The sequence below is a fragment of the Acinetobacter sp. WA-87 genome (assembly GCF_039938935.1).
In the GTDB taxonomy this organism is placed as follows: Bacteria; Pseudomonadota; Gammaproteobacteria; order Pseudomonadales; family Moraxellaceae; genus Acinetobacter; species Acinetobacter seifertii.
In genome coordinates this window covers 735,708-748,755 of sequence record NZ_JBDUVF010000001.1, presented here as the reverse complement: position 1 = coordinate 748,755, position 13,048 = coordinate 735,708, and the positions used below count along the sequence as shown (strand labels likewise).

The following is a 13,048-nucleotide window of genomic DNA, read 5'->3' as shown; positions in this document are numbered from 1 at the left end:
CTGAAATATTTCGAATCAGCGTATGAGTTGCCTACGTCAGTCATCGTCTCGCGCAAAAATATGCTGAATATAAATAGAGGAGTCATTCATGGGTACGCGTTCAACCATTATGGATACCAATAGCTTTCGTCCAGAACATGCTGCTGAGCTGGACCATGCTACCCGCAAACTGACCGATAAAAGAAATAAAATTTTAGGTGAATCCTATCGCTTGTTTTATCGTAATCCCGTGCATCTGGTGAAAGGACAGGGGCAATATTTATGGGATGCAGCAGGTCATCAATATCTAGATGTTTACAACAATGTTGCCAGCATTGGTCATTGTCATCCTGCGGTGATTGAAGCCGTAAATGAGCAAATGAAAATGCTTAATACCCATACCCGTTATTTACATGAAAATATTTTGGATTATACCGAAGAACTTTTACAAACCACTCCTGATGAAATTGACCGTGCCATGTATATGTGTACGGGTTCGGAAGCGAATGATTTAGCGATTCGTATTGCCCGTGAATATAGCGGCGGCACAGGAATCATTGTGTCTCAAGAATCGTATCATGGAACCAGTAGTTTAACCTCAGGATGCTCTCCAGCGCTTGGAACTGAGCAACCTTTAGATGCGACAACTCGTCTAGTTCCGGCACCTGATTATTATCGAATTCAAACTGATGATTTAGGTACTTGGTTCGCACAGCAGATCCAACAACAAATTGACGATATGAACGCAAAAGGCATTAAGTTTGCAGGTTTTTTGGCGGACTCAATATTTTCTTCTGACGGTGTGATGCCTAATCCTGTTGGGTTTTTACAAAAAGCGGTTGATGTTGTGCATGCCAATGGCGGTATTTTTATTGCTGATGAAGTACAACCGGGTTTCGCGCGCACTGGCGATTCTTTCTGGGGCTTTGGTCGCCACAATGTTGTGCCTGATATCATTACCACAGGTAAGCCAATGGGTAACGGCGTTCCAGTATCAGGGCTTTTAGCCAAGAGTGAAGTCCTTGCTGCTTTTAGCGATAAAATTCCATATTTTAATACCTTTGGCGGTAATCCTGTTTCTATGGCAGCGGCACAGGCTGTACTTAAAGTCATTCAGGAAGAAGAATTACAAACCCATAGCAAATATGTGGGAGGGCTACTTCTCAAAGAACTCACTAAACTTATGGACAAACATGAGATGGTGGGCGATGTACGTGGCGCTGGTTTATTTATAGGATTTGAACTGGTTAAAGATAGAGCCACAAAAGAACCAAATAAAGCATTGGCTTTGAACCTTATTGAAGAGCTCAGAAATACTCATCGAGTTTTAACCTCAGTTGCAGGTCCTTATGGCAACGTATTAAAACTGCGCCCACCTTTGGCTTTCCAAATAAAAGATATCGATTGGTTAGTTGGCGCTTTGGATCAAGCCTTAACAAAATTAAAGTAAGTCGCTTAAATATAAAACATACCCTTCAAGTTGGATGTTAAATCTAATTTGAAGGGTATTTTATTGTTCAATTATTTTGTGGCTGTAAAAGTTATTTCGAATTGCTTAAATAATAAAAAGGCCTTTATTCAAGGCCTGTATTTGCAATATTTTAGTGTCTTAATTGACGGGGTGTAACACCAAACCAGCGTTTAAATGCACGAGATAAAGCACTTACTTCTGAGTAACCTAGCAGGAATGCCATTTCTGAAATTGGAATATTTTTCTGTTTAATATAATGCTCGGCCAACTCACAACGGACCTGATCGACTAAATGGGTAAAGGTGAGTCCTTCATTTTTTAAACGGCGGGTAAGGGTGCAACTGGTTAAACCAATATCGTGAGCGATTTTTTCAAGGTTTGGTTCACCTTCACTCAGTTCAAGTTGGATGTGAGAGCGTACCTGATCTGCAAGACTTTGACTGGGTGAAGAACGATTGAGTAACAGCAGCGTATCTAAAATTACTGTTAATAAAATAGAATCACGCCCCGGCATAGTATGCTGAACATCTTTTTTTGAAATGATGATGGAGTTAAAAGGCTGATCAAAATAAACAGGCGCGTTAAATAATTTGCTGTGTTCTTGCCAAAATTCAGGGCGAGTATGCTCAAAGTGAATCGCACGTGGTGAATAATGAGGGCCCATCACTTCACGAATCACATTCATAAACATGCCCATGGTCAGTTCTGCATCTTGGCGGCGTGTTAAAATCGCACCGTGTTGAACTTGATAATCTATACGCCAGCTATCTCCCAAATCGACCATTCGATTGAGGGTATCTTTCTGATGCAAATAAAAATTATTGGTCATGTTCATGAGTGCAGACTCTAATGTATTTGAGCAAAGACCAATGTACCCAATAAGCCCTAATGATTTCGGTTGAAACTGTTGACCATAATGCAGACCAAAATTATCACAACCAGAAACCAGTGCTGCCTGTTCAAGCACCTTGCAATAATTGGGGAGTTGTAAGCTTAAAGTTGGGCTGATTAAAAGTTCAGGATTAATACCACTAATTCCTAAAACGCGATCAACATCGGCACCTTTTTGACGAATAAACTCGCTTAATCCAGATGCAGCCGCAGACAATACACCTTGATTACACATATTTGAATCGACGTGATGAGCTGGGTTGAGATGTAACATGTCAAGTCTCATGATATTTATTCCTACTATTCTTATATTAAGCAAAAGCCATACCAGTTTTTGCTTGCGTCCATGATTTTGTTTTGTTAAAAGTATTTATAAAATAATGACTTATGTGTTGCTGTTTTAAGTTTCAGGTTTGATTCTTTAAGAAGAGATCAATAGTTGTATTTAAGGTTGGTTAGCGAACTAAAAGAAGGCAGAAAATGCATTAGAGATAGGCAAACAGGGCAGAACTCAAACAAGAAATTAAGCGGCTTCTCATGCATACAACATGTATTGTAGGCATGAGAAAATAAGTGAAATATTAATTTTTTGTAGTTTTTGCCGTTTGCGCACCATAACTTAAACTAGCCATTGAGGGTCTAAATTGACCTGTATTGGCATCGCGGCCCTGTAGTAAAAATTTAGTATTGGCTTGACCATAGCTCTGCACAGCCTGCTGAGAAAACTTTCCAATATCAGAGCTTGGGCTGCGCAATCGGTTGATAATCAGAACCTTCTGAGTCGCCGTAAAATCTTGCATCATATTTTGATCGCCCTCACTGTCACCCGCGATAAAAATTGGCCCATAACCATATTTAGAGACTAAAAAACGCTGGATGGTTGCGGTTTTGCCTTTACCTTGTGTTTGCGCATAGCCATGACGAAACTCGGGTAAAATTCGATTTTGTGCATCTCGTTCTAGCTCCATGGCGTAGGCATTTTTTTCATTAATGTTATAGCCGATCTCTGGATTAGAAATAATTTCCTTAATCACATCAATAAAAGATGCCGAGCATACATAGACATCAATGCCATTGTCCTGAAAGGCCTTAAATAGATTTTGCATTTCACGGTATGGCCTTAAACCATTTTCCCAAGTGGTTTTCACAACGCCTGCTTGGCCCGAAAGTGCTGCGGGAGAGGTCCATGTTACAGGTCCAATCGGTTGTTGCATTTGCCAAGCTACCGTTGCTTTTACCAAATTACGGACTTGTTGTTCGGTAAGCCCAGTAAATAAATAAGTGACCCACGGATATGCAACTTCATGATCAAAGGTGTCTCCAATCGCCGCATATAGATATCTCATTTTAGTAATGAAATCGAGATAATGTGGATCTTGTTTAATTTGATCCAGACTCTGTTTACCTTTTAGACCGCTATAGTGGTGATAAAGCCATGTGTAGCTGGCAATAATATCTGGGGCAATTTTATCAATATTGACGGCTTGGCCTTGCTGGTTATTGTAGGCCGCTTCAAAGTTTTGCGAGCTAATTCCTTTACGAATAATCTGATTAAGTTGTTCTGGCGTGACATTAAACGCTAAGTGTTCAAGTTGATAAATTAACGTTGCTTCTTCGATGTCTAAAAATACCGAGGTATTGTCAAAGTCAGTGACAATATACGGGCGCTTTTCAGGGTTATAGTTGGGGCTATCTTTTCCATAGCTAGCAATTAATTGATTAAGTTGGTCAAAGTTAAAAGCGTCCCATTGACCTTTTTGGATATATTCCTTTTTGGGAATAGCGACTGCGGAAGATGTGCTTTGTAGAGGGTTATAGTTACATGCGCTTAAAGCAATCATACTTGCCAGACTACTGGTGAGTAATAGTGCTTTGGCAACTTTGCTCAGTTGATGGGTAGCTTGCATAAACCCTTCCTTTAAATTCTATAAAATTTAAAAATTTAAAAATTGAAAAAATGAAGAAAAGCGATCTAAATCACTTTTCAAATTCCGACAGGCATTTGTCCGTTTAGATATTTTTTACAGAGACGCACAGTTTCATTGGACCATTGATCGCCAAGACTTTGAGCCATTTCTGTTTGTGCGTGAGAACCATTCCAAGCCATCATTTGAATGCGGCGTTGCATGATAAAAGTCGGGATCATTTCATATTCTTCAGACTGAATATGACCTACGCGCTCGTAGCCTTTTAACCAGTAATCAACCCAATGAGGCGCATTTGCATAATGTTCATTGAAGCTAATCGCAGCAGCAAGGTCATGCATAAACCAGCTCATGCCGCAGTCATCAAAATCGATCACGCCGATACGCTCTTGTTGTAGTAAGAGATTAGTTAAACGCAAATCGGCATGAATCAAGCCATAACGTTCTTGGGTTTTACCAAAGAAATTTAAATCTTTCGAAATTTGTGCAATGGCTTCTTCAATTACGCCGTGATCTTGTGGTCTTAGATGAGGTGCATTTTTCCAGTTTCCCCAGTGTCCATCTGCACCGACCATAGTTTCATGATTCCACACAATACGCTGAAAGCTTTCAGGCGCTTGCCATGTCTTACTATGTACGTGCAACTTTGCGGTAATTTGTCCTAATTGTTCAAATGCAGTGGGGTCAACTTCAACCGTCGGCATATCGCCCTCAACCCAGTTGAAAAGAACTGCATAACGATAAATATCATTCGATAGTTTCAAGGTAATTACGCGTTCACCCGATTGATCTGCAATCGCAACAGGAACTTGGATTCCACTCGCATTTAAAGCATCTAACCATACAAGCTCACTTTGTATATCGAGTTTGCTGTGATAGTTCGGACGGTGAATTCGAAGCGCATATCGGGCAGACCCAGTCGAAACTTGATAGGTTGCATTTTCAGACTGACACAGTAGTTTGACCTGTCCTTGATAGTCTGATGGATACTGTTTAATTGCTTGTTCTGCCAGTATTTGTAATTGAACTTGGCTTAAAAATTCATTTTGTTCTACAGACATAACCCATCTCCTCAATTTAATTTTTAAACACGTTTTGTGTTGAGATGCCGTCGATCTTATAAAAGAAAAAATGAATCAACTTGACTTCAAGTGGTCGGGGAGATGTTTTGCTGTCAAGTTTTATGAATATCTTTTGCGCAACTATTGGTGGTGTAAATTTAGTCGATAAGGCATACGACAATGAAAGAATCTGAATTAAGCGTAGAGGTTGGTGCTTTACAACAGGACGCAGAGTATTTTGCAAAACGTCAGTTAAAAAAGGGGGCAGTAGGTTGGTTACTATTAGTGGGGCTAGGTGTCTCTTACGTCATTTCGGGTGACTTTGCAGGTTGGAATTTTGGGCTGGCACAAGGCGGCTGGGGAGGACTCTTTATTGCAACAGTCATCGTCGCGTTTATGTATCTCTGCATGAGCTTTGTGATGTCTGAGATGTCAACAATGTTGCCCACTGCTGGCGGTGGCTATAGTTTTGCCCGCGTTGCATTTGGTCCTTTTGGTGGATACCTCACAGGGACTGCGATTTTAATTGAATATGCAATTGCACCTGCTGCCATTGCCGTATTTATTGGGTCATATTGCCAATCACTCTTTGGCATTGGCGGCTGGGCTGTTTATTTAATTTGCTATTTAGTTTTTATGGGCATTCATCTCAAAGGTGCAGGTGAAGCGCTGAAAATCATGTTTGGAATTACCGCCGTTGCTTGTATTGCACTGGTCGTATTTATTGTCGCGATGCTTCCACATTTTGACAGCGCACGGTTATTTGATATTCCAGTCAGTTCTCATGCAGGTGCAAGTCAATTTTTACCATTTGGCTATATGGGAATATGGGCCGCAGTACCTTATGCCATCTGGTTTTTTCTTGCCGTTGAAGGGGTACCATTGGCTGCCGAAGAAGCAAAAGATCCAGTACGTTCATTACCACGCGGCTTGATTGGTTCGATGTTGATATTGGCATCGTTTGCACTTTTAATCTTATTTTTGGGAGCAGGCGCTGCGGGTTCAAATGCTTTAAAAAATTCAGGGGCACCTTTAGTTGATGCACTTATTGCGGTATATGGTCAGCACACATGGTTGGCAAGCTTTGTTAACTTTGTGGGTCTTGCTGGACTTGTCGCAAGTTTCTTCTCAATTATTTATGCATATTCGCGTCAGATTTTTGCATTGTCACGTGCGGGATATTTACCAAAAAACTTATCGCTTACCAATGAAAATAAAGCGCCATATTGGGCCATTATCATTCCGGGCATTATTGGTTTCTTACTTTCTTTAACAGGTGAGGGCGACTTACTCATTTTAATGGCAGTATTTGGCGCAACCATTTCTTATGTGTTGATGATGCTCTCACATATCAAATTGCGCTTGTCTCGCCCCGAATTACCACGCCCTTATAAAACCCCTGGTGGAATATGGACGTCTTGCATTGCCTTGATTCTTGCTGCTGTTGCTGTTGTGGCAGGGTTAATGGTAAATCCAAAAGTTTGGTTATTGGCCGCGCTGATTTATGTCGGATTTATACTCTATTACTTGTTATATAGCCGTCACCATTTAGTGAAAGGTACGCCTGAGCAAGAGTTCGCCATGATTGATGACTGATTTTGAGTGCAATACAAATAAAGAGGCTTCGGCCTCTTTTAAGTTTTTATAAGTTATATCTGGTTCATGGAATCAATTATTTTCACCAGTAAAAAGATCACATCTTCGGACTCTCTCTGTCAATGTGGAGGCTTTTACATTTTTTGTTGCCATGCTTTATTTATCTCTATTCAAATGTTAATAAACTTAATACTAACCTCACGGTACGTAACTTATATGGCCAGAAATAAATATTATATTAAGGCTTATCACTATTAGTTTCAGAAATTTCGGGATTTTATTTACTTAGCTAATCTTGAACATAATTTCATCAAATTAAGTAATACTCTTTTTATAGGATCAAACTTTTCTTTATAAATGCAGCTATATAATTTACACAGGATAAAGAATGAATAATTTGAATTTTAAAACTCTAAAGAAGTACTGGCTGCGATTCGTGGGTATTGCTGTAATCGCAGGCGCTTTAGTATTGGCATTTGCTTGGACCGCTGGTCTATTTGGACACCGAACAACATCCAAAACTTTTTTGGGTGACACATTAAAAAACTTTGATCCCGGATACCGACGTGCACACGGTAAAGGGATTTGCTTTGATGGCACTTACCACAGTAATGGTGCAGCAGCAGCACTCTCGAAAGCCACTGTATTTGCCAAGTCTGATATACCGGCAATTGGCCGATTTTCTATTGGAAGCGGTAACCCGCATGCGGCAGATAATTCTACCGCAACAGTGAGTATGGCTTTATTACTTTCCGCAGCCGATCATTCGCAGTGGCGCATGAAATTAAACAACTTTCCCTATTTCCCGACTCGAAATGCTGAAGGTTTTTTGGCGCAGCAAAAAGCATTTAAACCGGTTCCATCTACTGGTAAGCCTGATCCAGCCCTTGTTGAGGCGTTTTTAAAAGAATATCCCGAAGCGCGTAAGTCTATTGAGCAAAAGGCCAAGATGCCATTAACCGGTAGTTTTAGCGGTGCAGAATTTTATGTCGTAAATGCCTTTATATTGCGGGCCGCCAATGGACAAGAACAGCCAGTCCGTTGGTCTATGCGTCCTCATTCAAAATTTATTAGTCAGACCAAAGAACAACGTGATCAAGCTGACCATGATTTCTTATTTAAAGACATCAAAAAACGTTTGGCTGAAGGACCGCTCTATTGGGACTTAGTTTTGCAACTTGCCGAGCCAGGAGACCCAGTGAATGACCCATCTCAGCCTTGGCCAAAAGACCGTAAAGAAGTTATAGCCGGAACATTAGAAGTCAAAAATGTGACTGATCAGGTAAATGGCGCATGTCGTGATATTAACTTTGACCCAACTTTGGTGCCACCCGGAATTGAGTTATCAGATGATCCCGTACTCGCAGCACGAGCGGCGATCTATTCACAGTCTTACAATGCTCGATTACGTGAAATTGGACTTGGCAAAGCAACCGATGCCGTGGGCAAATAGGAGAGCTGAACAATGCAAAATAAATCTAGCGATAATGCTCCACGTCATTTTAATTTGACTGCTCGAATACTGCATTGGCTTATGGCGGCAGCAATTTTGGCCATGCTATTTATTGGGGTAGGAATGACCACCTCAATTACATGGCGTCCGTGGTTAATCGATATTCACCGTCCTTTAGGAATCGCAATCTTACTATTGGTGATCATCAGATTAATAAATCGACTTTATTACCCAATTCCACCTTTGCCGCCGACTGTACCGCGCTGGCAGGCGTTTCTTGCTCATGCATCACATTGGCTACTTTATATTTTGATGTTTAGTTTGCCATTGCTCGGATGGGCAACGCTATCGGCAGGTAATTGGCCTGTCACTTTATTTCCGGGTTGGGATCTTCCGCCTATAGCACCCACTAACTCTACACTTTATGCTTGGTTCCGTACATTACATGGAATTTTGGCTTGGCTATTATTTGCTGTCGTTATTGGTCATCTATCTGCTGCGTTATTACATGCATGGATTTATCGCGATGGTGTATTTTCGAGTATGGCTTTGGGGCCTTCTTCTAAAAAAGAGGACGCTGACTAGTTCGCTTGAAAGTTTTTGATTGAACGATGACTAAACTCTATTGAGCCACATCTTTGCATGTGGCTTTTTTAAATATTGAGTTTGATCTAGATAAATTATGAAATTCTCAAAGCAAGCATGGCTGCAAAAGGCCTTGTTCAAGTGAACGAGGCCTATTTTATTTTAAGCTTATTTGTTCAGTTCAGATGGTAAATGCTGCGCCAAATAATCAATTGCTAGCCGGGTTTTCAGCGGCATAAAGGGCAGTGTAGGCCATACCAAATGAATCGGAAAAGCAATGCTCGACATGGTTTCTAATACTTGTACGAGTTTACCGTCCTGTAATTCATTTTGAATGAGCCAATCGGGTAACCAAGCGATACCTGCTCCAGCAAGCGCTGCATTTTTAAGGGCTTGTAAGTCATTTAAAAGAAGTTTTGCTTTGGGTTTAAAAAATAAAGGCTCGCTATTTTCCTTTTGAAGTCGCCACTTTTTTATTTGACCAAAATGCGGATCGGCAATCGTGGCGTGGTGGTCTAAGTCCTCAATATGTTCTATGGGACCTACTTTATTTAAATAGTCAGGTGAAGCACAAAGTAGCATTCGATGCTGACCAATCAGTTTGGCAACGAGCTGAGTGGTGTCAGGTAACGCTCCGATTCGGATGCATAAATCAAAACCTTCTTCGACCAAGTCTACAGTTCGATCATTAAATGAAATTTCTAGCTGTAAGTCCGAATGTTGTTGAGCAAATTTAACCATAAGCGGGGCAGCAAAGACTTGTCCGAATAGCACTGGCACAGACATTCTTAATCGGCCTGTTGCGTTAATTTTCCCTTGGTCTAACAGTGCTGCTGCATTTTGTATTTCATTCAATGCTCGGCAGCTATGCTCATAAAACAAAGCGCCTTCATCAGTCATGCTGAGTGAACGTGTTGTTCTTTTAAATAGAACGACGCCAAGCTGTTCTTCAAGCCGAGCAATATTTTTACTAATGGCTGAGCGAGTTAAATGCAATTGTTCGGCAGCCTTTACAAAACTTCCAGCTTCAACCACAGTCACAAATATAGAAATTGCACTTAACTCATGTTGCATGATTGTTGCCTAAAAGGAACCAATGATAAGAAATAATATCATCACTGTTGAATTTATTGTGGAGTTAATATGGCTTCATCAAAAACGTGGAGATGGTCATGGCTAAAATATTGGTATTAAAATCCAGCATTATGGGTGAGGGTTCACAAACCAATCGCTTAATTGATGTAATGCTTGAACACCGTAAAGACCAAGGTTTGCAAGATGACATTACCATACGCAATTTAGCTGAAATGAACCTGCCTGTATTAGATCTGGAAATTTTTCAGGCGCTTCGTGGGGCTGAAAATATAAATCAAGACATTCAACGAATCGTTGCTTTATCTGATGAATTAATTGCTGAATTAAAAAGTGCTGATTTACTCGTGATTGGCGCACCCATGTACAATTTAAATGTACCGACTCAACTCAAAAACTGGTTTGATTTAGTGGCACGCGCAAGACAAACATTCCGCTATACCGAAACTTACCCTCAAGGTTTGGTTGAAGGAGTAAAAGCGGTAGTGGTAAGTAGTCGGGGTGGTATTCATGTTGGCCAAGAAACTGAGGCAGTCACGCCTTATCTCAAAGCTGTGTTAGGGCTAATGGGCATTCATGAGGTTGATTTTATCTATGCAGAAGGCTTAGACATGCAGGCCTATCGCAGCAATGCATTAAATCTGGCAAGCCAGCAAGTTAAAGAATTCGCCATTTAAAATCATAACCTGAAACTCTTGTACCTCTAATTGATCACAAGAGTTTCTAAGTTTATTTAAATCACATTTCTAAGTTCATTTGCCGTGTTGCGTAGCAATGGCAAAATTTGCTGAACCAAATAATCTTCTTGTATACGGTTAGTTTGAGACATGCAGTTAAGCGCTGCTATGGCTTGACCTTGTGCATTAAAAACGGGCACAGCAATCGCAATTACGCCAAGCTCATGTTCTTCTTTAGAAAGACAATAATCCGATAACGTAATGCCCTTAAGCACTTCAAAAAACTTTGACTCATCTACAATGGTAAAAGGAGTTAAGCGTTTTAAACCATAAGTTTTGACCCATGCGTGCTGAGCTTCTTCAGACAGTGCTGCTAACAATACTTTACCTGTGGACGTGGCATGGGCAGGGAGACGGTTTCCTAAGTGCATGCCATAAGGACTTACGCGTAAATTATCTTGCTGCGGTAAATAGCTGCGGGCAATCGGCACCACTTCGTTATCGTCTAACACCACAATTGAAAAAGTCAGGGATGTCTGCGCGCACAAAAGATTTAAAAAGGATTGAGCAACTTTAGGCAGGTGGGCAGAGCTTAAATAAGAACTCGAAAAGCGCAGCACGCGATGAGTGAGCCAAAAGTAATGTTCATCGGTTTCTAAATAGCCTAAGTATTTTAAAGTTTTTAGGTAACGCCTTGCCGCTGTACGACTAATACCGGTTCGCTCAGCCACTTGAGTAACATTGAGCCGTTGTCGGTCTGTTCCAAAAGCTTCGAGTAAAGCTAAGCCTTTTGCTAACCCTGCAATGTAGTCATCTTGACGAATTTTCTCATGCGAGTTCGGGTGCTCTAGAAAAGCATCGAGAGAAGGCATCCATTCATTCCTGTTATTTTGATTGTTTCTGTCCGCTATTCGGACAAACTAAATGATAAACGGTTATTTCCGTCTTGCATACATAGTGAACAAAACTTAAAGCCAGTAATTTAAAAGTCAGGATGAAACAAGGATGAAGTTATGGATATTTTAAAGACACAGGTTGCAATTATTGGTTCTGGACCAGCAGGGTTATTGCTTGGGCAGCTTCTATATAAAGCTGGCATCGATCATATTATTGTTGAGCAACGTAGTGCTGAATATGTGGCTTCACGGATTCGTGCAGGAATTTTAGAGCAAGTGTCGGTCGACTTACTGAAACAAGCAGGCGTTGACCAAAACTTAAAAGAAAAAGGATTACCACATTCGGGCATCGAAATCTTAACCAATGGTGAGTTACATCGGGTTGATCTGGCCGCACTAACAGGTGGTAAACAAGTGACCGTATATGGTCAGACCGAAGTCACCAAAGATTTAATGACTGCGCGTGAAGCAGAGCAGCTCACTTCATTTTATGAAGCTCAAAATGTACAAGTAAAAGATTTCTACACTGCACCAAAAGTTGAGTTTGAGCACCAAGGTAAAGCTTTTCAAATTCAGTGTGACTTTATTGCTGGTTGTGATGGCTACCACGGAGTCTGCCGTGCCAGCGTACCAGAAGACAAAATTAAAACCTTTGAAAAAGTTTATCCGTTTGGCTGGTTAGGGGTGTTGGCAGATGTCCCACCTGTAGCCGATGAACTCATTTATGTACAGTCTGAACGTGGATTTGCTTTATGTAGTATGCGTTCAGAAACGCGTAGCCGCTATTATTTACAAGTCCCTTTAACAGATCACGTCGAAGACTGGTCGGATGAAAAGTTCTGGGACGAGTTAAAAAACCGCCTAGACCCTGAAAGCCGTGAAAATTTAGTGACAGGACCTTCTATTGAAAAAAGTATCGCTCCGTTACGTAGCTTTGTGACTGAACCAATGCGTTTCGGAAAACTATTTTTAGCTGGCGATGCTGCGCATATTGTTCCACCGACAGGAGCAAAAGGCTTAAATCTCGCGGCTTCTGATATTGCTTATTTATCAAGCGCACTTATTGAATATTATGCCGAAGGTTCCGAACAAGGTATAAATGAATACTCTGAAAAATGTCTACAACGTGTATGGAAAGCGGAGCGTTTTTCTTGGTGGATGACTCACTTATTGCATCGTTTTGAAACTGAAAGTGAGTTTGATCATAAGATTAAACAGGCCGAGTTAAGTTATGTACTTGGCTCAATTGCAGGTAAAACCACATTAGCCGAAAACTATGTTGGTTTGCCTTATGAGATCAAGCAAATTGATAGTTTTAAGCACGCAAGCTAAAGGCTAAATAAAAAGTAAAAAGGGCATGAAAATGCTCTTTTTTTTATATAAAAATTAGATGGGAACAAATAGTTTAAGAAATGTCGTCAT

At 40.7% G+C, this 13,048-nt stretch carries 11 protein-coding genes and 1 pseudogene; 6 read left to right on the top strand and 6 right to left on the bottom strand.

Going from position 1 to position 13,048, the window contains the following annotated elements:
- Nucleotides 1-88: 88 nt before the first annotated feature.
- On the top strand, nucleotides 89-1,429 hold the full coding sequence (locus ABFY81_RS03590; protein ID WP_002157177.1) for an aspartate aminotransferase family protein: 1,341 nt from the start codon (nucleotides 89-91) through the stop codon (nucleotides 1,427-1,429).
- A gap of 151 nt (nucleotides 1,430-1,580) precedes the next feature.
- Here the strand turns inward: ABFY81_RS03590 and ABFY81_RS03585 are convergent, their stop codons facing one another.
- The 3 genes from ABFY81_RS03585 to ABFY81_RS03575 form a co-directional block, all read right to left on the bottom strand.
- Nucleotides 1,581-2,615 (bottom strand): AraC family transcriptional regulator, encoded by a 1,035-nt coding sequence (locus ABFY81_RS03585; RefSeq protein WP_347913416.1) that lies wholly within the window; start codon nucleotides 2,613-2,615, stop codon nucleotides 1,581-1,583.
- A 307-nt stretch (nucleotides 2,616-2,922) separates the two neighbouring features.
- A complete protein-coding gene (locus ABFY81_RS03580; RefSeq protein WP_347913051.1) occupies nucleotides 2,923-4,248 on the bottom strand; it encodes a haloacid dehalogenase-like hydrolase in 1,326 nt (441 codons plus the stop codon).
- A gap of 77 nt (nucleotides 4,249-4,325) precedes the next feature.
- Nucleotides 4,326-5,327: a phosphotransferase gene (locus tag ABFY81_RS03575; RefSeq protein ID WP_347913050.1), complete on the bottom strand. Its 1,002-nt coding sequence runs from the start codon at nucleotides 5,325-5,327 to the stop codon at nucleotides 4,326-4,328.
- Between the two features lie 180 nt (nucleotides 5,328-5,507).
- On the opposite strand from ABFY81_RS03575, the gene eat reads away from it, so the two are divergent.
- Nucleotides 5,508-6,923, top strand: coding sequence for an ethanolamine permease (eat, locus tag ABFY81_RS03570; protein WP_347913049.1), 1,416 nt, complete (start codon nucleotides 5,508-5,510; stop codon nucleotides 6,921-6,923).
- A gap of 75 nt (nucleotides 6,924-6,998) precedes the next feature.
- Here the strand turns inward: eat and ABFY81_RS03565 are convergent.
- Nucleotides 6,999-7,076 (bottom strand): annotated as a pseudogene (locus tag ABFY81_RS03565) (transcriptional regulator); the annotation flags it as partial.
- Between the two features lie 235 nt (nucleotides 7,077-7,311).
- Here ABFY81_RS03565 and ABFY81_RS03560 point away from each other — a divergent pair.
- Both ABFY81_RS03560 and ABFY81_RS03555 read left to right on the top strand, forming a co-directional pair.
- A complete protein-coding gene (locus tag ABFY81_RS03560; RefSeq protein ID WP_347913048.1) occupies nucleotides 7,312-8,376 on the top strand; it encodes a catalase family peroxidase in 1,065 nt (354 codons plus the stop codon).
- 12 nt (nucleotides 8,377-8,388) lie between these two features.
- Nucleotides 8,389-8,961 carry a cytochrome b/b6 domain-containing protein gene (locus tag ABFY81_RS03555; protein WP_347913047.1) on the top strand — a complete coding sequence of 191 codons (573 nt, stop codon included), beginning with the start codon at nucleotides 8,389-8,391 and terminating at the stop codon, nucleotides 8,959-8,961.
- Between the two features lie 168 nt (nucleotides 8,962-9,129).
- Here the strand turns inward: ABFY81_RS03555 and ABFY81_RS03550 are convergent, their stop codons facing one another.
- Nucleotides 9,130-10,035: a LysR family transcriptional regulator gene (locus tag ABFY81_RS03550; protein WP_347913046.1), complete on the bottom strand. Its 906-nt coding sequence runs from the start codon at nucleotides 10,033-10,035 to the stop codon at nucleotides 9,130-9,132.
- A 98-nt stretch (nucleotides 10,036-10,133) separates the two neighbouring features.
- Here ABFY81_RS03550 and ABFY81_RS03545 point away from each other — a divergent pair, with 98 nt between their 5' ends.
- Complete coding sequence (locus tag ABFY81_RS03545; protein ID WP_347913045.1) at nucleotides 10,134-10,730, top strand: NAD(P)H-dependent oxidoreductase; 597 nt, start codon at nucleotides 10,134-10,136, stop codon at nucleotides 10,728-10,730.
- A 56-nt stretch (nucleotides 10,731-10,786) separates the two neighbouring features.
- On the opposite strand, the gene pobR is transcribed toward ABFY81_RS03545, so the two are convergent.
- Nucleotides 10,787-11,602: an IclR family transcriptional regulator PobR gene (pobR, locus tag ABFY81_RS03540; RefSeq protein WP_134261496.1), complete on the bottom strand. Its 816-nt coding sequence runs from the start codon at nucleotides 11,600-11,602 to the stop codon at nucleotides 10,787-10,789.
- A 141-nt stretch (nucleotides 11,603-11,743) separates the two neighbouring features.
- On the opposite strand from pobR, the gene pobA reads away from it, so the two are divergent.
- The gene (gene pobA, locus ABFY81_RS03535) at nucleotides 11,744-12,958 is read left to right on the top strand and encodes a 4-hydroxybenzoate 3-monooxygenase (RefSeq protein ID WP_261483857.1); all 1,215 of its coding nucleotides are present in this window, start codon (nucleotides 11,744-11,746) and stop codon (nucleotides 12,956-12,958) included.
- Nucleotides 12,959-13,048: the final 90 nt, after the last annotated feature.

Bases quoted from the DNA above. Each gene is read 5' to 3' on its own strand.
- ABFY81_RS03545 (WP_347913045.1), top strand. From the start codon at position 10,134: ATGGCTAAAATATTGGTATTAAAATCCAGCATTATGGGTGAGGGTTCA.
- pobA (WP_261483857.1), top strand. From the start codon at position 11,744: ATGGATATTTTAAAGACACAGGTTGCAATTATTGGTTCTGGACCAGCA.
- ABFY81_RS03585 (WP_347913416.1), bottom strand. From the start codon at position 2,615: ATGTTACATCTCAACCCAGCTCATCACGTCGATTCAAATATGTGTAAT.
- ABFY81_RS03560 (WP_347913048.1), top strand. From the start codon at position 7,312: ATGAATAATTTGAATTTTAAAACTCTAAAGAAGTACTGGCTGCGATTC.
- ABFY81_RS03580 (WP_347913051.1), bottom strand. From the start codon at position 4,248: ATGCAAGCTACCCATCAACTGAGCAAAGTTGCCAAAGCACTATTACTC.
- ABFY81_RS03550 (WP_347913046.1), bottom strand. From the start codon at position 10,035: ATGCAACATGAGTTAAGTGCAATTTCTATATTTGTGACTGTGGTTGAA.
- ABFY81_RS03555 (WP_347913047.1), top strand. From the start codon at position 8,389: ATGCAAAATAAATCTAGCGATAATGCTCCACGTCATTTTAATTTGACT.
- ABFY81_RS03590 (WP_002157177.1), top strand. From the start codon at position 89: ATGGGTACGCGTTCAACCATTATGGATACCAATAGCTTTCGTCCAGAA.
- ABFY81_RS03575 (WP_347913050.1), bottom strand. From the start codon at position 5,327: ATGTCTGTAGAACAAAATGAATTTTTAAGCCAAGTTCAATTACAAATA.
- pobR (WP_134261496.1), bottom strand. From the start codon at position 11,602: ATGCCTTCTCTCGATGCTTTTCTAGAGCACCCGAACTCGCATGAGAAA.
- eat (WP_347913049.1), top strand. From the start codon at position 5,508: ATGAAAGAATCTGAATTAAGCGTAGAGGTTGGTGCTTTACAACAGGAC.